Raw genomic sequence first — 18,834 nt, forward strand, 5'->3', positions numbered from 1 at the left:
GAGGGAGGGTGCGGAGCGGTCAGGCGCCCCAGCCGGCCTGGGTGCCACCGACGCGCTCGGTCTCGATCTTCTGCTGGTAGCCGGAGGCCTTGTAGGCGGCCATCGGGTCGGCCGGGAGGCCGCGGGACTCGCGGAAGGCAGCCAGGTCGGCGCGCACGTCCGTGTTGAACGCGTCCATGAACACCGTGTTGGCGGCCAGCACGTCACCGGCGGCCTGCGCGGCGGCGAGCGCCTCGGTGTCGACCAGCAGCGCCTTGGCGGTGGCCTCCTGGACGTTCAGCACCGAGCGGATCTGCCCCGGGATCTTGGCCTCCAGGTTGTGGCACTGGTCGAGCATGAACGCGACGTCCGGGTTGGCGTAGCCGCCGCCCTGGATCACCTCGAACACGATCCGGAACAGCTGGAACGGGTCGGCGGCGCCCACGATCAGGTCGTCGTCGGCGTAGAACCGGCTGTTGAAGTCGAAGCTGCCGAGCTTCCCGAGGCGGAGCAGCTGCATGACGATGAACTCGATGTTCGTGCCCGGCGCGTGGTGGCCGGTGTCCAGGCACACCACCGCCCGCTCGCCCAGCGCGGCGGTCTGGACGTAGCTCGTCCCCCAGTCCGGGACGTCGGTGTGGTAGAACGCCGGCTCGAAGAACTTGTACTCCAGCACCAGCCGCTGGCCCTCGCCGATCCGCTCGTAGATCTTCTGAAGCGAGTCGGCCAGGCGGTCCTGGCGGGCACGCATGGAGTCCTGGCCCGGATAGTTGGTGCCGTCGGCGAGCCAGATCTTCAGGTCGCGCGACCCGGTCTCGTTCATGATGTCGATGCACTCGAAGTGGTGGTCGATCGCCTTCTGGCGGATCCGGTCGTCCCAGTGCGTGACCGACCCGAACTTGTAGTCGTCGTCCTGGAAGGTGTTCGAGTTGACCGTGCCCAGCTCCACGCCGTTGTCCTCCGCGTGCTTGCGGAGGTCGGCGTAGGAGTCCACCTTGTCCCACGGGATGTGCAGCGCGACGGTCGGGGCGAGCCCGGTGTGCTTGTGGACCTGCGCGGCGTCGGAGACCTTCTCGAACGGGTCGCGCGCCGTGCCCGGCGTGCCGAACACCCGGAAGCGCGTCCCCGAGTTGCCGAACGCCCAGGAGGGCAGCTCGATCGCCTGCAGCGCGAGCTGCGAACGGATGTCGTCGGTGAGGGTCATGGTCTCCCTTTCGTGGTTGTCATGGAAGTCGTGGTGCGCCGGGCGGCGACGCCGGGCGGGTCTACGGGAGATGGAAATACTCGTCGAGGCGTCTCATGGTGGAGTCGGGCGCGGCCTCGTTGGCGACGTAACGGGCCATGGTCGCCTGCCAGCGCGCGTTGACCTCGCGCTCGTTCATCGCGGCGATCGCGCCCTCGAAATCGTCGGTCTCCAGGACACCGACGACGAGCGCTTCCTCCCGGTCGACGAAGAGGGAGTAGTCCGACCAGCCGGTCTCGCGCAGCGCGTCGAGCATCTCCGGCCAGACGGTCTCGTGCGCGGCCAGGTAGTCGGCGACCCGCTCCGGCTTCAGCCGCATCGTGAAGCACACCCGTTCCACCTCAACTCCCTTGTCGTCTGTGTCTCGTCATCGATGGTTATGAATCGATTCAAGCTGAATCGATTCAAAGCATAACACGTACGGGAACAACCACGCGGCGCGGCTGCCGAGCAGAGACATCCGCGCCGCATGGTCGATCACTCCCCCGTCCGTCCGTCGTCAGCGCACAGCGCCCACAGAAGAGTGAACCTCAGCGGTGACCGAGACCGGCCCGCCGCTGAGCCGCTGGTCTTCGCGGCCCGGGAGCCGCAGGATCCCGTCGACACCCTCCGGGAGCTCGGCGTCGACCGTCAGGAGGTCGCCGTCCAGGCTCCAGCGGACCGACACCCGGCCGTGCCGGGTCTCCAGCGACGTGGCCGCCTCGGTGAGGCCGCCGCCCGGCTGCGGGGCGACCAGCACCGACGCGTAGCCCGGCTTCAGCGGAGCGAGGCCGCCGACCACCCGGTGCATCCAGTCCGCCACCGCGCCGAGGGCGTAGTGGTTGAAGGAGGTCATCTCGCCCGGGTTGATGGTGCCGTCCGGCAGCATCGAGTCCCAGCGCTCCCACACCGTCGTCGCGCCCATCGTCACCGGGTACAGCCAGGACGGGCACTCCTTCTCCAGCAGCAGCCGGTAGGCGACGTCCGTGTGGCCGGTCTGGGTGAGCGCGTCAGCGATGAACGGCGTGCCCGCGAACCCGGTCGAGATGCGGTAGCCCGCCTCGGCCGCGAGTTCGGCGAGCCGGTCGCCGGCGAACTCCTCGTCGGCCGGGTCGAGCAGACCGAACACGATCGCGAGCGAGTACACCGTGGTGCAGTCGCTCAGCACCACGCCACCCGAGACGTACTCCCGGTTGAACGCGGCGCGGAGGTCGGCGGCGTGCGCCTCGAACTCCGCCTGCTCCGCGGTGCGGCCGAGCAGCGCCGCGGTGTCGGCGAGGATCCGCGCGGACCGGTAGGCGCACGCGGTCGCGACGACGCCCTTGTCGGCCTTCGCCTTGGCCGGGTCCTCCGGCGGCGCGTCCGGGTCGAGCCAGTCGCCGAACTGGAAGTTGCCGTCCCAGACACCGGCCGGCGAGAGCAGCGACTTCACCCGGCGCACGTGCGAGGCCATCGAGTCGAACTGCCGCTCGAGCACCGCGGTGTCGCCGTACGCCTCGTAGAGGTCCCACGGCACCCAGACCGCCGCGTCGCTCCAGAGCGCGGTCGTGTTCGGCTTGCCGAAGTCCGCGGGGTGCGGCATGTACTTGAGCACGTCCGGAATGACGAAGCCGACGATCCCGTCGTTGTGGCGCTGCTCCAGGTCGAGGTCGACCAGCCAGTCCGAGAGGAAGGCGTCCACGTCGTACAGGTAGGCGGCGGTCGGCGCGAAAGCGGCGATGTCGCCGGTCCAGCCGAGGCGCTCGTCGCGCTGCGGGCAGTCGGTGGGGACGTCGACGAAGTTGCCGCGCATGCCCCACACCACGTTCTCGTGGAACTGGTTGAGCAGCGGGTCGGAGCTGGAGAACTCGCCGATGCGGGTCAGCTCGGAGCCGATCGCGATCGCGGTCAGGTCCTCCGCCTTCAGCTCGCCCGGCCAGCCGGTGATCTCGGCGTAGCGGAAGCCGTGGAACGTGAAGGTCGGCTCGAACTCGTCCACGCCTCCCGAGAGGATGTAGCGGTCGGTCGCCTGCGCGCTGCGCAGCGGGCGCACGCCGAGCTCGCCGTGCTCCAGCACCTCCGCGTGGCGGATGGTGACCTCCGTGCCGGCCGGGCCCTGCACGCGGACCTTGATCCAGCCGACCAGGTTCTGCCCGAAGTCGACGAGCGTCTTGCCCGAGGGCGAGGTGCTGATCTCCTGCACCGGGAGCGCGGCCCAGCGCGTGACGGCCGGGCCGATGTAGGGCTGCAGCTTGGCGGTGTCGAACTCGATCGCGTGGGTCCCGGTCCAGCCCTCTCCGGCGAAGCCGGGCAGCTTCCAGGCGTCGTCGCGGAGGCGGGCGTCGATGGTCTCGCCGTCGTAGAGATCGTTGGCCAGCACCGCGCTCGGGCCGCTGGCCCACGCGTCGTCCGTGACGATGAGCTGGGTGCTGCCGTCGGCGAACACCACCTCCAGCTGTGCGAAGGCGCCCTGGGCGCCGCCGTACCAGGCCGCGCCTCCGGTCCAGCCGAGGCGGCCGCCGAACCAGCCCTTGCCCAGCGCGAGGCCGAGGACGGTGGCCGGCTCGACCAGGTCGGTGACGTCGTAGGTCGCGTAGCGGAGGCGCCACTCGTAGCTGCTCCACCCCGGGGTGAGCAGATCCTCCGAGACGGGGCGGCCGTTCAGCCAGGCCTCGACCACCCCCTGGGCGGTGAGCGTGAGGGTCGCGCGGGCGACGGCGCCGTGGCCCTCCTCCAGCGCGAACTCCCTGCGGAGCAGCGGAGCCCCGTCGAAGGCCTCGTCGGCGGCGATCATCTGGGCGTGCCAAGTCATGGTTGTCGTGTCTCCGGTTTCGTTTCGTTTTCGGTTTCGGTCGTCGGTCGGCAGGCCGTCAGCCCTTGATCGCACCGCTGGTCATGCCGGCGACGATCTGCCGGTTGAAGAAGATGTACGCGACCAGCGGCGGGATGGTGATGAGCAGGATGTCCATGAAGAGCAGGTTGTAGAAGCTCAGGTTCTGCCCGGAGAACGTGTAGAGCGTGGTCTGCACGGTCGCGTTGTCGGATCCGGGGAGGAAGTACAGCGGTCCGGCGAAGTCGTTGAAGACGAACACCGACTGCACCACGATGACGGTCACGATCACCGGCCTCAGCAGCGGCAGGATGACCTGGAAGAACAGCCGCACCCGGCCGGCGCCGTCCAGCACCGCCGCCTCGTCCAGCTCCTTGGGCACCGTGTTGAAGAAGGCCCGGAAGAGCAGGATGCAGAAGGAGAGCCCGAAGGTGGTCTCGATCAGGATCATGCCCGGCATCGTCTTGTAGAGGCCGACGCCCTGCAGCACCCAGATGGTGGGGACCACGGCGGGCGGCACGATCAGGCCGGCGAGCACGAAGAAGTTCACGACCGGCCCCCACTTGCTGCGCTTGCGGGCGAGGACGTAGCCGGCCATCGCCGACAGGATCACCATGAGCGCCACCGAGCCGACCGTGAGGACGAACGAGTTCAGGAACGCCCGCCAGATCAGCCCGTCGTTGCTCTGCAGCACCGCGACCAGGTTCGGGAAGAACTGCCACTCCTTCGGCCAGGTGAAGGCGAGGGTGGAGGCGTCGTCCGGGGTCTTCGCGGCCTGCAGCACCACGAACGCGAACGGCACCAGGAAGACGACGACGGAGACGAGGATCGCGATGACGCCGACGATCCAGGCGCGGACCTTCGTGCGGGTCACAGCTCCACCTGCTTTCTGTTCAGGACGTACGACAGCGGCACCATGATGAGCGTGACCACCAGGAAGAGGACGACGTTGCCCGCCGTGGAGAGGCCGTAGAAGCCGGCCTGGTACTGCTTGTAGATCACCGAGGCGAGCACGTCGCTGGTGAAGCCGGGGCCGCCTCCCGTGGTCGCCCAGATGATGTCGAAGGAGCGCAGGCCGCCGATCAGCGACAGGATGATGACGGTCGCCGTCGCGCCGCGGCTCAGCGGGATCGTGATGCGGCGCAGGATGTTCCAGCCGCCGGCGCCGTCGATCCTGGCCGCCTCGTAGTACTCGTTCGGGATGGCCACGATGCCGGCCATGAAGATCAGCGTCGCGATGCCGACGCCCTTCCAGATGTCCACGCCGGCGATCGTGTAGAGCGCCAGGTTCGGGTCGGTGAACCAGCCGGGCTGCGGGAGGCCGAAGAAGCCGAGCACCGCGTTGACCATGCCATGGAAGGGGTCCAGCAGCGACTTCCACAGGATGCCGACACCGATCGTCGACAGCAGCACCGGGAAGAACACCACGGCCCGCAGGTAGCCGCGGCCCACGACCGGGGAGGTCAGCAGGAGGGCGAGCAGGAAGCCGAGGACGACCTTGACCCCGGAGGTCAGCACCGCATAGATGAGGGTGTGGATGAAGCTCGTGTAGAGCTGCGGGTCCTGGAAGAACTGCACGTAGTTCGCGAACCCGATGAACTGCGAGTCGAACAGCGACCACCGGGTGAGCGAGAAGTAGAAGGAGGAGATCGTCGGGATCGCGAAGAAGATCACGTAGAGGACGATCGCGGGGATGAAGAACCAGGTCGGGTAGTGCGACCGCATCCGGGTCTTGCGGGGTCTGTTCTTCTCCGAGGCCCCCACCTCGGTGATGATGTCGGCCGCCTGGGGGGCGGTCGCAGGGGTTGCCGTCGACATTGTCTGCTCCTCGTCGAGTCTTGCGGGTGCGGCCCGGGGCCGGGGGTCCGGGCCGGCGCTTGCGCGCCGGCCCGGACGAGGGCTCACCAGCCCTTGATGCCGAGCTGCTGGGCCTGGGCCTTCACATCCTGGTCGTACAGTGCCGCGCCCTGCGTGCCGGAGGAGATGCCCGAGCCGACCTGGATGAGGATCTTCTCCAGGTTCGGGCCCTTGATCGGCGACAGGAACTCGAGCGCGAGGCCGGTCTTCTTGTCGTCCTGGTACTTCAGCTCGTCCTTGACCAGCGCGGGGGCGCTGTCCGGGACCTTGCAGGTGCTGATCGCGAACGGGCCGGCGGGGGTTCCCGCGCTGTTCTGGATGTCGCAGCCGGTGGGCGAGTTGATGAACGCGACCAGCTTCTTGGCGGCGGTCAGCTTGTCGCCGGTCGTGGTCTTCGGGATGTAGGCGCCGCCGGGCTCCCAGACCGTCGCGTGCGGCTCACCGGAGTCGCTGGGGATCGCGAAGTAGCCGATGTCGTTGATCTTGTCGGGGTTGGACTGCAGCACGTTGCTGATGACGGCCGTGATCATCGGATACTGCGCGCCTTCACCGGTCGCCAGCATCTTGAGGGCGTTGACGTTGGTGAGGGACGCGTAGTCCTTGTTCATCAGGCCCTTGTCGAAGACCTCCTGCGTGTGCGTGAAGCCTTCGAGCGCCGGCTGCTTGGAGTACTTCGCGTTCGGCTTGTTGTTCGTGTAGTCCGTGGCCCAGTTGGGGTCGGCCGCATTGACGTTGGCGAAGTCGCCGAGCACGAACAGCTGGCTGGTCCAGGTGTCGCCGTAGGACTGGATGACCGGGACGATGCCCGCGGCCTTGATCTTCTCGCTGTTGCTGATGAAGTCGCTCCAGGTCGTGGGGACCGACAGGCCGAGCTTCTCGTAGACCTTCTTGTTGTACATGATGCCGCCGTCGAAGGACGTGCTCCAGGGTGCTCCGTAGACGCCCTTGCTGGTGCCGACGGTCTTCTTGAAGTCGCTCGTGAGGTCCTTCACCCAGGCTTCGTCGGTGAGCGGCTGGAGTTGGGTGTCGGGGTGTAGAGCCTGGAAGAGCGAGCCGGAGTTGTAGAGGAAGACGTCGTTCATCTCGCCGGTCGACAGCCGGGTCTTGACGAGGTTGTCTCCGTCGGTGCCGCCGGGCCGCGTCTCCACCTTCACCGTGATCGTGGGGTTGGCCTTGTGGAACGCGGTGGCGAGGTCGTTCGCGAACTTGGTGCTCGCGGGGTCGTTGCCGCCGGCGAGCAGCGAGATGGTGGTCGAGCCGCCGGAGCCGCCCGACGCGCTGCAGCCGGCGAGGGCGAGCGCCGCGATTGCGATGCCGCCGAGCGTGGCGACGAGCTTTGTCGTCGTCCTGCGAGAGAACATCAAATACCTCCTTGTATTCGGGACGTCTCCGCCCCTGGGTGTTCGGGGTGTTTTGAAACGCTTCACATGAAGATAAGTCCTGCGGCGGATTCCGTCAAGAACCAATTGTGTCGATTCAGTAACGACGCTGGACAACACCGCTGAATCGTGCGTTCAATCCCGGACAAGAATGCTTCTTCTGCGATAAAATGCTATTGACCTGGGCTTTAACTCAGTTGGCTACGTGACCCGTGGAGGGTCGGAGGTCGGGTCTTTGAAAATTGTTTCGATTCAACTGGCGCATCCGTTACGATGACCGGCGAGAGGGGAATTCACTATGGCTTCCGCAAGCGTCAAAGACGTCGCAGCACTGGCCCAGGTGTCCGTGGGGACCGTGTCCAACGTGCTCAACCGGCCCGAGATCGTGTCGGCCGAGACGGTCGAACGCGTCCACCAGGCGATGGAGAAGCTCTCCTACGTGCGCAACGAGGCCGCCCGCCAGCTCCGCCTCGGGCACAGCCAGGCGATCGGGCTGATCACCCTGAGCGGCGCCAACCCGTTCTTCACCGATGTCGCCACCGCGGCGGAGAACGCGGCTGCCGACGCCGGGTACTCGGTCATCGTCGGCAACAGCAACGAGCGCCAGGACCGCGAGGCGGGCTACCTCAACCTGTTCGAGGAGCTGCGCGTGCGGGGCGTGCTGCTCTCGCCCGTCGGCGACGCGGCCGACCGGCTGCGGCGGATGCGCGACCGCGGCATCCCCGCCGTCCTGGTGGACCGGGTCAGCAGCGACAGCACGTTCAGCTCGGTGTCGGTGGACGACGTCGCCGGCGGCGCGATGGCCGCCGAGCACCTGATCGAGACCGGCCGCACCCGCCTGGCCTTCGTCGGCGGCCCGGTGGCGATCCAGCAGGTCGCGGACCGCCTCGCCGGCGCCCGCTCGGTCGTCGCGCGCCACCCCGGCGTCACCCTGGAGTTCGTCGACACGGCCGCGCCGGACGTCCTGGAGGGCCGCAAGGCCGGCCAGGCCATCGCCGACCGCGCCCCGGAGGACCGCCCGGACGCGGTGTTCGCGGCCAACGACCTCCTGGCGATCGGTCTCCTGCAGACGCTGTTCAGCGACGGAAAGCTGGCGGTGCCGGAGGAGATCGCCCTGATCGGCTACGACGACATCCAGTTCGCCGGCGCGTCGGTGGTCCCGCTCACCTCGATCCGGCAGCCGAGCCACCTGATCGGCGAGACCGCGGTCCAGATCCTCCTCGAGGAGGCCGAGAACCCGGGGCTCGAGCCCCGGCGCGTGCTCTACCAGCCAGAGCTGGTGGTGCGGGCGAGCACAGCGCGCCGATAGCCGCGTGCCGTTCGTGCCGAATGTCGTGAATGGCGCGCCCAAAGGCGACATTCGTGCCGAATCTAGCGGGCTTCCTGGTCGCGGAGCCGCCACACCTCGCCGAGCACCATCCCCTCGGGGCCGTCGGCCGTCGTGACGAAGTGGTCGACGTGCTGGTTGATGAACGCCTGCCAGCGCTGGTTGGCCGGGTCGTCGTCCAGCGCCCGCATGGCGGCCGCGAAGTCGTCGCAGTCCACCAGGTGGAAGAGATCGCGGCCGCTGCGCCAGATCGTCCAGTCGTGGATGCCGAGCCGGGCGAACGAGTCGGCGAGGTCGTCCGGGATGACGGTGTGCGCCTCCTCGTAGGCCGCCTCGTGACCGTCGCGGAGGATGGAGTGCAGGGCGACGCGCATAGGGTTCCTTCCGGCGGCCGTTCTTGGATTCCTATAGGAAATAGTAATAGGCTGAACGCGGGCGACGGAAGCCCCGGTGAAAGGACCCTCCATGCGATTCATGCGACTCGGCGCCGTCGGCGCGGAGCTCCCCGTCGTGAGCGACGGCGGGACGACCTGGGACCTGCGCCCGCTGACCGCGGACATCGACGGCGCGTTCCTCGCCGCCGACGGGCTCGCCCGCGCGGAGGCCGCCGCCCGCGCCGGGACGCTTCCGGTCATCGACGCCGCCGGGCTCCGCGTGGGTCCGCCGATCGCGCGCCCGCAGGCGGTCATCTGCATCGGGATGAACTACGCGGCGCACGCCCGCGAGTCCGGCTCCGAGCCGCCGAGCGACATCGTCGTCTTCTACAAGCACCCCAACACGGTGGTCGGGCCGAACGACGACATCCTGCTCCCGCCCGGCTCGACGACGACCGACTGGGAGGTCGAGCTCGCCGCCGTCATCGGCACGCGCGCACGCTACCTGTCCTCCCCGGAGGAGGCGCTCGGGCACATCGCCGGCTTCGCCGTCGCCAACGACGTGTCGGAGCGCGAGTACCAGCTGCAGCGCTCGCTCGGGCAGTGGAGCAAGGGCAAGAGCTTCGAGACCTTCAACCCGCTGGGCCCCTGGCTGGTGCCGGCGGCCGAGGTGGGCGACGGGTCCGGACTGCGGATCCGGTCGACCGTCAACGGTGAGCCCCGGCAGGACTCGAACACCTCCGACCTCATCTTCGGCGTCGCCGAGATCGTGTACCGGCTCTCGCAGTTCACCGCCCTGGAGCCGGGCGACCTCATCAACACCGGCACCCCGGAGGGCGTCGGGCTCTCCGGCCGGTTCCCGTACCTCGCCGCTGGCGACGAGGTCCGGCTCGGGATCGACGGGCTCGGCGAGCAGGCGAGCACGGTGCGGCCCGCGCCCTGAGCGCTGAGCGCTGAGCGCTGAGCTCTGAGCTCTGAGCTCTGAGCGCACTCCGACCATCCGGAACACCGACAAGGAGACGACGTTGTCCGATTTCGAAGGGCTCGTGGCCGCGGTCACGGGCGGAGCATCCGGCCTCGGCAAGGCCATCGCCGACGAGCTGGCCGGCCGCGGCGCGCGCGTCTACGCGCTCGACCTCGACGCGTCCGCCGTCACAGCGCCGCACACCGGCATCCGTTGCGACATCGGCGACGACGACAGCGTGCGCTCCGCCATCGCGGAGGTGGTGGCCGACGCCGGCCGCCTGGACATCGTGATCGCCAACGCCGGCATCGGCGCGCAGGGCGACGTGGAGGCCAACGACGACGCCGAGTGGACGCGCGTCCTCAACGTCAACGTCATCGGCTCGGCGCGGACCATCCGCCACGCCATGCCGCACCTCAAGCAGTCCCCGGCGCCGGCCGTCGTGCTCACCAGCTCGATCGCCGCGTGGGCCGGCCTCCCGCAGCGGGTGCTGTACTCGGCCTCCAAGGGCGCCATCTCGGCGATGACCCTCGCGATCGCCGCGGACTGCCTGCCGTTCGGCATCCGCGTGAACGCCGTCGCGCCCGGCACGGCCAACACCCCGTGGGTCGGGCGCCTGCTCGACAGTGCCGCCGACCCGGACGCCGAGCGCGCCGCCCTGGAGGCCCGCCAGCCCAGCGGTCGGCTGGTGCAGCCGGAGGAAGTCGCCGGCGCGGTCGCATACCTGGCCTCGCCGCGCTCCGCGTCGAGCAACGGGGTCATCCTCGCCGTCGACGGCGGGATGTACTCGCTGCGCCCGCGGCGCGAATAGTGGAGGCATACCCATGCTCTGCCGCCTCCGATAGCTTGGTCAGTGTTCCGCGACCAGGCGGATGGCGAAACCGAGCGCTGAGGTTCGCCGCACCCCGCGCGGCGGCGAGCAGTGGGCGGAGCACCGTCCCACGTCGACGAAACCCGACGCGACCACGAAGGAACTGTCGATGGGCTATTCGGAATGGCGGTGCGCAACCGGCGCCGTAGGGTGGCGAGCCGTCGCGGAGGGGTCCGAGCTGCGTGTCGCGCCAGACGGTGCCCTCGACCTGATGTGGTTCCGTGAACGACTGGTGGTCGCGGGCCCTGACACGCGCTCGATGCTCTTCGACACACGGCCCGGAGAGACGACCTGGGGGATCCGACTGGATCCGGGCGTCGCGCATGCGCTGCTCGGGCTGCCGGTAGAGGAACTGACCGACCGGCGGGTCGAGCTCGCCGAGCTCACCCACCCACCCCGGGTTCCGGGGCACGCGTTCGACGAGGACGCCGCAGGCGCTCTGGAGCAGGTGCTCGTCGCGCTGTGGGCGACGTCGGATCCGGACCGCGCCGCGCTCCGCCACGCGGCGTCGGTGGACCGCGCCGCCCGCGCTGGGCTGCCAGTCGCCGCCTCCGCCGAGCTGCACGAGATGTCGCCACGGTCGCTGCAGCGGCTGTGCCGACGCGTCTTCGGCTACGGCCCGAAGACGCTGATGGAGATCCACCGGTTCCAGCGCGCGCTCCGGCTGGTCCGCGGAGGCACCAGCCTGAGCACCGCTGCCGCGATGGCGGGGTATTTCGACCAGGCCCACTTCGCCCGCGAGTGCCGCCGGCTCACTGGCCAGGCTCCGTCCGACCTCGCCGTCGCGTGAAGAGCGTGTCCGATTCGTCCAAGCCGACGACGGACGCCGGTGCCACAGTGGAGCGACCACAGCAGAGAAAGGCTGAGCCGATGTCCACCACGTCTCCTCCCGATCTGGCGATCGAGTTCGTCCTGGCCCGCGACCCGTCGTCCGTGTTCGACGCGATCGTCCATCCGCGCGAATGGTGGATGGCCGACATCGACGGTTCGGCCGATACCGTCGGAACCGAGTTCTCCTACGAGGTGCCGGGGGTGCACGCGGCCACCATGCGGGTCACCGAGCTTGTCCACGGTCGGCGCGTGGTCTGGCGCGTGGTGAAGAGCCGGATGACGTTCGTCGATGATCCCGAGGAGTGGGTCGGCACCGACCTCGCATTCGAGCTGCGACCGGACGCGACAGGGACGCAGATCCGGTTCACACACGTCGGACTGACGGCGGAGGACGAATGCTACGACGTCTGTTCGAGGGCGTGGAGGCACTATCTCTCCGAGAGCCTGCACGGTTTGCTCACGACGGGGCGAGGCGCTCCGAGCTCCAACCCCGACGAGAGACGCGGGCACTCATGAGCATCGACCTGAGCCATGCCGCGGCCTTTCTGAGGTCGCATGCGCGGGTGCTCGACCGCCGCCGCTTCCAGGCGCTTGTCACGGGCGAGGATGCCGACCGGCGCGCGGTGATCGACGCTCTGGACGCGTATCGGAACTCGGACGGCGGGTACGGCTGGGGGCTCGAGCCCGACCTCCGGGCTCCGGAGAGCCAGCCCGGAGCCGCCCTGCACGCCCTCGAAGCGATCGCGGATGCCGGGCCGGCGACATCGCCACGCACGACAATGCTCCTGGATTGGCTGGACTCGATCTCGCTGCCCGACGGCGGCTTGCCGTTCGCGCTGCCGATCGCGGACCCGACCGGCTGCGCGCCGTTCTGGGTGCACGCCGATCCGGCCGAATCCTCGCTGCAGATCACGGCAGCGGTGGCCGCCCAGGCGTACCGCGCCGCCCGGTGGGATAGGACGCTGGCCGATCATCCCTGGGTGCAGGCCGCCACGCGCTTCTGCTTCGAGGCCATCCGACGGATCGAGGACCAGCCGTTCGCCTATGTGCTGTCCTTCGCGCTGCAGTTCCTAGACGCCGCGTCCGACGCCCATCCCGAGGCGGCCGAGCTGCTCGACCGGCTGGCGCGGTTCATCCCATCGGACGGAGCCCTCCCGGTCGAGGGCGGGGCCGCGGGTGAGACCGTCCATCTCGCGTCCGAGCCCGGTCGACCGCTGCGACAGCTGCTGGATCCGCGATCCGTGGTGGACGAGCTGGACCGGCTCGAACGGGCGCAGCAGCCCGACGGCGGATGGCCCGTCGACTTCGCCAGCTACTCGGCCGCCGCGGCGCTGGAATGGCGCGGATACGCGACCATCGCCGCACTCACAACTCTCCGGGCCGACGAGCGTTGGCCATCGATCCCGAACGAGCTCGCATGAACCACCAGCAGGCGCAGGACTTCGCGGACATCTGGCTGCAGGCCTGGAACACGCACGACGTCGACGCGGTGCTGGCACATTTCGCCGACGACGCCGTCTTCACCTCGCCGACGGCGGCGCGCCTGCTTCGTCCACTATCGCACCCAGACAGGTGCGCTAGTCAACGAGGTGCTCGAGTTCGGCGATCACGGCCTCGTCGTTCGCGGAGCCGGAACCTACCTCCCACCGGCGCCCAGGGGCCGCCGCGGAGTACACGGCCGTTCGTCGACGGAGCACGCGTGAGCCGTGCCCTGGTTCTTACTGAGTGCGGTGACGCAGCTTCGAGGACACGCGGGCTCCGCTCAGCCCTTGACGGCTCCGCCGAGTCCGCCGCCGCGCAAGAACGTCCGCTGGAAGACCAGGAAGATGACCACCGGGATGAGCGTCGCGATGCTCAGCGCGGCAAGGTACACGCCGAGGTCGGTGCTCGACTGGATCTGCGGCAGCCGCACCGACAGCGGCTGGATGTGGATGTCGGCCAGCACCAGGTTGGGCCACAGGAAGTCCGCCCAGGCCGCGTTGATCGCGAAAACCGAGACGACGCCGAGGATCGGCTTCGACATCGGGAGCACGATCGACCAGAACAGCCGGAACGTCCCCGCTCCATCCGTTCGCGCGGCCTCGAAGATCTCGCGCGGGAGGCTGTCGAAGAACCGCATCACCAGCAGCACGTTGAACGCGCTCGCACCGGCAGGCAACCAGACTGCCCAGAACGTGTTGATCAGGGAGTGGCCGATCAGCGGCGGGTGCAGGATCGTCAGGTAGAGCGGCACGAGCAGCACGACGGCGGGGACGAACAGCGTCGCGAGCACCAGCCCGGCGAGGTACCGGCCGTACTTCGGGCGCAGCACCGACAGTGCGAACCCGGCGGTGGTGGCGACGATGAGCTGCACCGCCCACTCGCCTGCGGCCATCGCGATCGTGTTGAAGAAGAAGTCGCCGATGTGGACGTCGTTCCACGCCTTGACGACGTTGTCCCACGCGATCCCGTGCGGGAACAGCGCGAGCGGGTTCGTGAGCGTGTCCTGCGTCGGCGTGATGCCCGACTTGAACAGCCACAGCAGCGGGAAGAGTCCGACCAGCACCAGCAACACGAGCAGGATGACGTGCACGACGTTCGTGGTGATCCGGATCCGCGGGCGGCGCCAGTCGGCGGCCGAGAGGATGTGACGGTCCTCCGCCTCCACCGGCCTCGGGCGCCGTCGGGACCGCCTCCCGGGAATTCCGGAGTCGGGCAGCGGCTCGGTGACCTGGACTTCTTGGGCCGGGACTGTGGTGGTCAATTGTCGCTCCATCGCGCGGTGAGTCGGAAGTAGACGATCGAGAGCACGGCGAGGAAGACCGCGAGCATCAGGCTCAGCGCCGTCGCCTGGCCGTAGGCCCCGCCGAGGCTGTTCGTGAAGGCGTACTGGTAGATCAGGAGCAGTATCGTCGTCGTCGAGTTCGCCGGGCCGCCGCCGGTGAAGAGGTAGGGCTGCAGGAACACCTGCGCCGTCGCGATGATCTGCAGGATGAACGTGATGAAGAGGATGCCGCGCAGCTGCGGGAGCGTGACGTGCCAGATCTTCCCCCAGAGGGAGGCGCCGTCGACCTCGGCCGCGTCGTAGAGCTCGGGGGCGACGGAGGTCATCGCCGCGAGGTAGATGATGATCGTCCCGCCCGCGCCCGCCCAGGTCGCCTGCAGCACGAGGGACGGCATGGCCGTCGCGGCATCCTGGATCCAGGGCTGCGGCGGGATGTGGAACCAGCCCAGGATCGTGTTGAACACCCCGGTCGGGCTTGCGTCGTAGAAGATCTTCCACAGCAGCACCGAGACGACGGGCAGGATCACGACGGGCAGGTAGGCGAGCACGCTGAACAGCCCCTTGAAGCGCCGGACCTCGCTCATCAGCACGGCCACGATCAGCGGGACGGGGTAGCCGATGAGGACGGCGAGGAAGGCGAAGTAGGCGGTGTTGCGCACGGCGATCCAGAACAACGGATCGTTGAACACCGCCACGAAGTTGTCCCAGCCGACGAAGGTCGGCGGCGTGACCAGATTGGTCTTCTGGAAGCTCATGACGACCGCCTGCACGATCGGCGACCACGAGAAGACCCCGAAGACGATCAGCAGCGGGAGGAGGAACAGCAGCGTCGTGAGGCCGCCGCGCTGAACCCACGTGATCGGGTTGTGCCGCCGCTTCTGGCGCTCCCGCGCGGGGGTGGCGCGCACGTCGGTGGATGTCGTCATGTCCTGGCTTTCCGTCGGCCGTGGCCGCCGGGCCGCCGGGCGCTCGGGGCGCCGGCGGCCCGACGGCCGCTGTGGTGCTCTCTGTTACTTCTTGGCGTCGGCGTCGATGAGCGCCTGGATCTTCGTGTCGACTCCCTTGAGCAGGGTGTCGACGTCGGCGTTCTTGTCGGTCAGCACCGCCTGGACGACGGAGTCGAGCGCCGCGTACAGGTCCTGCGTGTGCGCCGGCGGCTCCGGGACGATCGTCTGGCTGAAGATCCCGTCGTTGAACGGCTTGACGTTGCCGGCCGGGATGTTCGCGTACGGCTTGATCCAGGTCTGGTACTGCTGCCAGGTGGCCTTGTCGAAGAGCGGCAGGGTGGGGGCGTTGACCGCCTGGTTACCCGCCTTGTTCGACTTGGCGAGGGTGACCGCGTCGCTCTCGTTCACCTGCGGCTGGGTGCGGTAGAAGTCGATCCACTTGACCGCTGCGGCGATCTGCTCCGGCGTGTCCTTCACGTTCACCACATCGACGTTTCCGCCGGACAGGATGCCGGCCTTGCTGTTGGAGGTGTCGATCGGGTAGGTGGTCACCCCGTACTTGGACGGGTCGAACCCGTTCGCCTGCATCAGCGAGCCGATGACGTCGGAACCGCTCATGTACATCGCGATCTTGCCCGACGCGAAGCCCTGGTTGATTCCGCTCCAGTCCCACAGGAAGTTGCTGCCCATGGAATTGTCGCCCCAGCGCAGCTTCTTGAGCCATGTCAGCGCCTGCTTGGTCTGGTCGTTGTCGGTCTTCACGGTCACCTTGCCGTCCGAACCGGTGGACTCCAGACGGCCGCCGAGCGCGTAGGTGCTCGTCGCGAGGTTCCAGCCTCCCGTGCTGTCCTTGGTCATCTGCATGTAGCCCGCGACGCCCGGCACCTTCTCGGCGATGGTCTTGGCGTCGGCCTCGATCTCGTCGAGGGTCGTCGGCGGCTTGTCGGGATCGAGCCCGGCCTGCGTGAAGATGTCGCGGTTGTAGGACAGAGCCATCGCGTACGGCCCCCACGGGATGCCGTAGATCTTGCCGTTGTCGCCTGTGGCGACGTTGAGCACGTTCTTGTTCCACTTGTCCGCGGTGGAGGTCTGCTTGAACGGCGTGGTGATGTCGGCGAGCTGACCGTTGTTCGCCAGCGTCTTCGAGTCGGTGAACGGGACGTTGAACACGTCGGGCAGGGTTCCGCCCGCGAGCTCGGCGGCGAAGGTGCTCGCCGTCCACTGGTATTCGATCGCCTTGACGTGGATGTCGGGGTTCTTCTTCTCGAACTCCTTGACGCGCGTGTCGAGCGTCTTGAGGGCGTCCGCGGTCGCGCCGGGCAGGACCGGCGCGACTACGAGGTTCACCTGGCCGTTGCTGCTGCTGCCGCCATCGGACGAGCAGGCGCTCAGCATGGCGACGCTCGCGGCGGTCGCGATACCGAGCGCGACGACCTTGCTGCCGAGCCGTCGTGGTTTCAGGGACTTCATTGTCTGGTTCCTTTCGGTGTGCGGTGTGGTGCAGTCAGGTGCGTCATCGGGTCGATCAGACGCGGCTCTCCGGCGAGGCGAGCTGTGTTCGGAGCCACGCCGTGGAGTCGTCGGGGAGGAGTCCGTCCTGCAGCGGTGCGCTGGTGAGGAGGACCCCCTCGTGGGGCGGGAGCGGCACGGCCGCGCCCGACAGGTTGGTGACATTGACGAAGCGGTCGCCGCGCGTGAACGCGAGCACACCGCTCTCGCTCGGGAGCCAGGCGAAGTCGCCGTCGCCCAGGCCGGCCTCGTCGCGGCGGAGCCGGAGTGCCCTCCGGTAGAGCGAGAGCATCGACTCCGGGTCGCTGCGCTGCGCCTCCACGGTCAACGCGCTCCACGACGCCGGCTGCGGCAGCCAGGGCTCCCCCGCCGCGCCTGCCGGGCTGAACCCGAACGGGGCGCGGTCGCCGCTCCACGGGAGCGGGACGCGGCAGCCGTCGCGGCCGGGATCGACGCCGCCGGAGCGGAAGTGCATCGGGTCCTCCAGCCGGTCTGCCGGAATGTCCTCGACCTCGGGGAGCCCGAGCTCGTCGCCCTGGTAGATGTAGAGCGAACCGGGCAGGGCCGCGACCAGGAGGGCCGCGGCCCGCGCGCGTCGGGTCCCGACCGCGAGGTCGGTGGGTGTGCCGACGCGCTTCTTCGCGAAGGCGAAGGACGAGTCCGCGCGCCCCAGCCGGGTGACGGGCCGCGTGACGTCGTGGTTCGACAGCAGCCAGGTCGAGGGCGCTTCGACGGGAGCGTGGGCGGCGAGCGTCGAGTCGATCGACGCCCGCAGTTCGTCGGCATCCCATGGCCGGGCGAGGAAGTCGAAGTTGAAGGCCGTGTGCAGCTCGTCGCGGCGCAGGTACTTGGCGAACCGCTCGATGTCGGGGAGCCAGAGCTCGCCGACCAGCACGCGCGTTCCGGGGTACGAGTCGGCGACGGCGCGCCAGTCGCGGTAGATGTCGTGCAGCTGATCCCTGTCGGTGTTGGGGTGCTCGCCCGGGCCCGGGTGCTCCGGCACCTCCGGCAGCTCGGGGTCCTTGACCAGCAGAGCCGCGGAGTCGATCCGCACTCCGCCGACGCCGCGGTCGAACCAGAAACGCAGGATCTCCTCGTGTTCGCGGAGGACATCGGGGTGGTTCCAGTTGAGGTCCGGCTGCTCGGGGGTGAACAGGTGGAGGTACCACTCCCCCGGGTTCCCGTCGGGGTCGACCGTGCGCGTCCAGGTGTCGCCGGAGAAGTTGGAGACCCAGTGGTTCGGCATCTCGGCTCCGTCGACGCCGCGGCCCGGTCGGAACCAGAAGCGTTCACGCTCCGGCGAACCGGGACCGGCGGCCAGCGCCGCCTGGAACCAGGGGTGACGGTCGGAGACGTGGTTGGGGACGATGTCGATGATGGTGCGGATGCCGAGCTCCAGCGCATCGGCGATGAGGGCCTCGGCCTCCTCGAGGGTTCCGAAGGCGGGGTCGATCGTGCGGTAGTCGGCGACGTCGTAGCCGCCGTCGGCGAGCGGGGACAGGTACCAGGGCGTGAACCAGATGGCGTCGACGCCCAGGTCTTTGAGATACCCCAGGTGCCGGCGCACGCCGTCTAAGTCGCCGATCCCGTCGCCGTTCGCGTCGGCGAAGCTCCGCGGGTAGATCTGGTAGATGACCGCACCGCGCCACCAGAGGGGGTCGTCGGTGGACGGGATCGCGTCCGGACGCGCAGTCGTCGCCTCGACCGTCGGTGCCGCTGATGTCGGTGCCGCTGAGTCGTCAGCGAGCAGGGGCAGGTCCACGCGGAGCCTTTCTGTGCAGACCGGACTGCCGCTGGCGTCGGCGCCGGTTGGGGCTGTGATCAGGGACGGGTGCCACGGAGGTCCAACTGTTGTCCGTTTCCGTCAGAGCCAACGTAGGGTTCTCGACAAAATGACGCAAGAACTAAAATGAACGCAAGCCATTTGCGCACTCTTGCGTGTACTTGCGGTCACGTGCGGCCGAATTCTGGGCACTCGAAGCGCGCAAAAAGGGCTCGTCA

Annotated in this window: 17 protein-coding genes; 6 read left to right on the forward strand and 11 right to left on the reverse strand. The window is 68.7% G+C overall.

Annotated features, from left to right (window positions below):
- Window positions 1-19 precede the first annotated feature (19 nt).
- From rhaI to HNR13_RS00520, 6 genes are all read right to left on the reverse strand, one after another.
- Complete coding sequence (rhaI, locus tag HNR13_RS00495; RefSeq protein ID WP_179603951.1) at window positions 20-1,183, reverse strand: L-rhamnose isomerase; 1,164 nt, start codon at window positions 1,181-1,183, stop codon at window positions 20-22.
- 61 nt (window positions 1,184-1,244) lie between these two features.
- Window positions 1,245-1,562 (reverse strand): L-rhamnose mutarotase, encoded by a 318-nt coding sequence (locus HNR13_RS00500; RefSeq protein WP_343063378.1) that lies wholly within the window; start codon window positions 1,560-1,562, stop codon window positions 1,245-1,247.
- 159 nt (window positions 1,563-1,721) lie between these two features.
- Complete coding sequence (locus HNR13_RS00505; protein WP_246312687.1) at window positions 1,722-3,992, reverse strand: alpha-L-rhamnosidase; 2,271 nt, start codon at window positions 3,990-3,992, stop codon at window positions 1,722-1,724.
- A gap of 58 nt (window positions 3,993-4,050) precedes the next feature.
- The gene (locus tag HNR13_RS00510) at window positions 4,051-4,884 is read right to left on the reverse strand and encodes an ABC transporter permease subunit (RefSeq protein ID WP_179603952.1); all 834 of its coding nucleotides are present in this window, start codon (window positions 4,882-4,884) and stop codon (window positions 4,051-4,053) included.
- Complete coding sequence (locus tag HNR13_RS00515) at window positions 4,881-5,828, reverse strand: carbohydrate ABC transporter permease (protein WP_179603953.1); 948 nt, start codon at window positions 5,826-5,828, stop codon at window positions 4,881-4,883. Before HNR13_RS00515 ends, HNR13_RS00510 begins: the two co-directional genes overlap by 4 nt.
- An 83-nt stretch (window positions 5,829-5,911) precedes the next feature.
- A complete protein-coding gene (locus tag HNR13_RS00520; protein ID WP_179603954.1) occupies window positions 5,912-7,228 on the reverse strand; it encodes an ABC transporter substrate-binding protein in 1,317 nt (438 codons plus the stop codon).
- A gap of 316 nt (window positions 7,229-7,544) precedes the next feature.
- Between HNR13_RS00520 and HNR13_RS00525 the strand changes: the two genes are divergently transcribed.
- Complete coding sequence (locus HNR13_RS00525) at window positions 7,545-8,555, forward strand: LacI family DNA-binding transcriptional regulator (protein ID WP_179603955.1); 1,011 nt, start codon at window positions 7,545-7,547, stop codon at window positions 8,553-8,555.
- Between the two features lie 62 nt (window positions 8,556-8,617).
- Here HNR13_RS00525 and HNR13_RS00530 read toward each other — a convergent pair whose 3' ends face one another.
- The gene (locus HNR13_RS00530) at window positions 8,618-8,947 is read right to left on the reverse strand and encodes an L-rhamnose mutarotase (RefSeq protein WP_179603956.1); all 330 of its coding nucleotides are present in this window, start codon (window positions 8,945-8,947) and stop codon (window positions 8,618-8,620) included.
- Window positions 8,948-9,038: 91 nt separating this feature from the next.
- On the opposite strand from HNR13_RS00530, the gene HNR13_RS00535 reads away from it, so the two are divergent.
- The 5 genes from HNR13_RS00535 to HNR13_RS00555 all read left to right on the forward strand — a co-directional run bounded on the left by HNR13_RS00535 (window position 9,039) and on the right by HNR13_RS00555 (window position 13,034).
- Window positions 9,039-9,890, forward strand: a complete 852-nt coding sequence (locus HNR13_RS00535; RefSeq protein ID WP_179603957.1) for a fumarylacetoacetate hydrolase family protein — start codon at window positions 9,039-9,041, stop codon at window positions 9,888-9,890.
- 82 nt (window positions 9,891-9,972) lie between these two features.
- A complete protein-coding gene (locus HNR13_RS00540; RefSeq protein ID WP_179603958.1) occupies window positions 9,973-10,722 on the forward strand; it encodes an SDR family NAD(P)-dependent oxidoreductase in 750 nt (249 codons plus the stop codon).
- Between the two features lie 169 nt (window positions 10,723-10,891).
- Window positions 10,892-11,572: a helix-turn-helix domain-containing protein gene (locus tag HNR13_RS00545; RefSeq protein WP_179608984.1), complete on the forward strand. Its 681-nt coding sequence runs from the start codon at window positions 10,892-10,894 to the stop codon at window positions 11,570-11,572.
- Window positions 11,573-11,577: 5 nt separating this feature from the next.
- Window positions 11,578-12,129 (forward strand): SRPBCC domain-containing protein, encoded by a 552-nt coding sequence (locus HNR13_RS00550; protein WP_179603959.1) that lies wholly within the window; start codon window positions 11,578-11,580, stop codon window positions 12,127-12,129.
- Complete coding sequence (locus tag HNR13_RS00555) at window positions 12,126-13,034, forward strand: prenyltransferase/squalene oxidase repeat-containing protein (protein WP_179603960.1); 909 nt, start codon at window positions 12,126-12,128, stop codon at window positions 13,032-13,034. The genes HNR13_RS00550 and HNR13_RS00555 overlap by 4 nt, the downstream gene beginning before the upstream one ends.
- 341 nt (window positions 13,035-13,375) lie before the next feature.
- Here the strand turns inward: HNR13_RS00555 and HNR13_RS00560 are convergent, their stop codons facing one another.
- From HNR13_RS00560 to HNR13_RS00575, 4 genes are all read right to left on the reverse strand, one after another.
- Entirely contained in the window at window positions 13,376-14,296 is a 921-nt protein-coding gene (locus tag HNR13_RS00560) for a carbohydrate ABC transporter permease (protein ID WP_343063652.1), read from the reverse strand.
- Between the two features lie 56 nt (window positions 14,297-14,352).
- The gene (locus HNR13_RS00565) at window positions 14,353-15,303 is read right to left on the reverse strand and encodes a carbohydrate ABC transporter permease (protein WP_179603962.1); all 951 of its coding nucleotides are present in this window, start codon (window positions 15,301-15,303) and stop codon (window positions 14,353-14,355) included.
- 84 nt (window positions 15,304-15,387) lie between these two features.
- A complete protein-coding gene (locus tag HNR13_RS00570; RefSeq protein ID WP_246312688.1) occupies window positions 15,388-16,794 on the reverse strand; it encodes an extracellular solute-binding protein in 1,407 nt (468 codons plus the stop codon).
- Between the two features lie 55 nt (window positions 16,795-16,849).
- Window positions 16,850-18,589, reverse strand: a complete 1,740-nt coding sequence (locus tag HNR13_RS00575) for a glycoside hydrolase family 13 protein (protein ID WP_246312835.1) — start codon at window positions 18,587-18,589, stop codon at window positions 16,850-16,852.
- Window positions 18,590-18,834: the final 245 nt, after the last annotated feature.

Source organism: Leifsonia shinshuensis (genome assembly GCF_013410375.1).
In the GTDB taxonomy this organism is placed as follows: domain Bacteria; phylum Actinomycetota; class Actinomycetes; order Actinomycetales; family Microbacteriaceae; genus Leifsonia; species Leifsonia shinshuensis.

Coding starts and splice junctions, on each gene's coding strand:
- rhaI (WP_179603951.1), bottom strand. CDS start 1,183: ATGACCCTCACCGACGACATCCGTTCGCAGCTCGCGCTGCAGGCGATC.
- HNR13_RS00530 (WP_179603956.1), bottom strand. CDS start 8,947: ATGCGCGTCGCCCTGCACTCCATCCTCCGCGACGGTCACGAGGCGGCC.
- HNR13_RS00535 (WP_179603957.1), top strand. CDS start 9,039: ATGCGATTCATGCGACTCGGCGCCGTCGGCGCGGAGCTCCCCGTCGTG.
- HNR13_RS00515 (WP_179603953.1), bottom strand. CDS start 5,828: ATGTCGACGGCAACCCCTGCGACCGCCCCCCAGGCGGCCGACATCATC.
- HNR13_RS00525 (WP_179603955.1), top strand. CDS start 7,545: ATGGCTTCCGCAAGCGTCAAAGACGTCGCAGCACTGGCCCAGGTGTCC.
- HNR13_RS00520 (WP_179603954.1), bottom strand. CDS start 7,228: ATGTTCTCTCGCAGGACGACGACAAAGCTCGTCGCCACGCTCGGCGGC.
- HNR13_RS00565 (WP_179603962.1), bottom strand. CDS start 15,303: ATGACGACATCCACCGACGTGCGCGCCACCCCCGCGCGGGAGCGCCAG.
- HNR13_RS00555 (WP_179603960.1), top strand. CDS start 12,126: ATGAGCATCGACCTGAGCCATGCCGCGGCCTTTCTGAGGTCGCATGCG.
- HNR13_RS00545 (WP_179608984.1), top strand. CDS start 10,892: ATGGGCTATTCGGAATGGCGGTGCGCAACCGGCGCCGTAGGGTGGCGA.
- HNR13_RS00505 (WP_246312687.1), bottom strand. CDS start 3,992: ATGACTTGGCACGCCCAGATGATCGCCGCCGACGAGGCCTTCGACGGG.
- HNR13_RS00570 (WP_246312688.1), bottom strand. CDS start 16,794: ATGAAGTCCCTGAAACCACGACGGCTCGGCAGCAAGGTCGTCGCGCTC.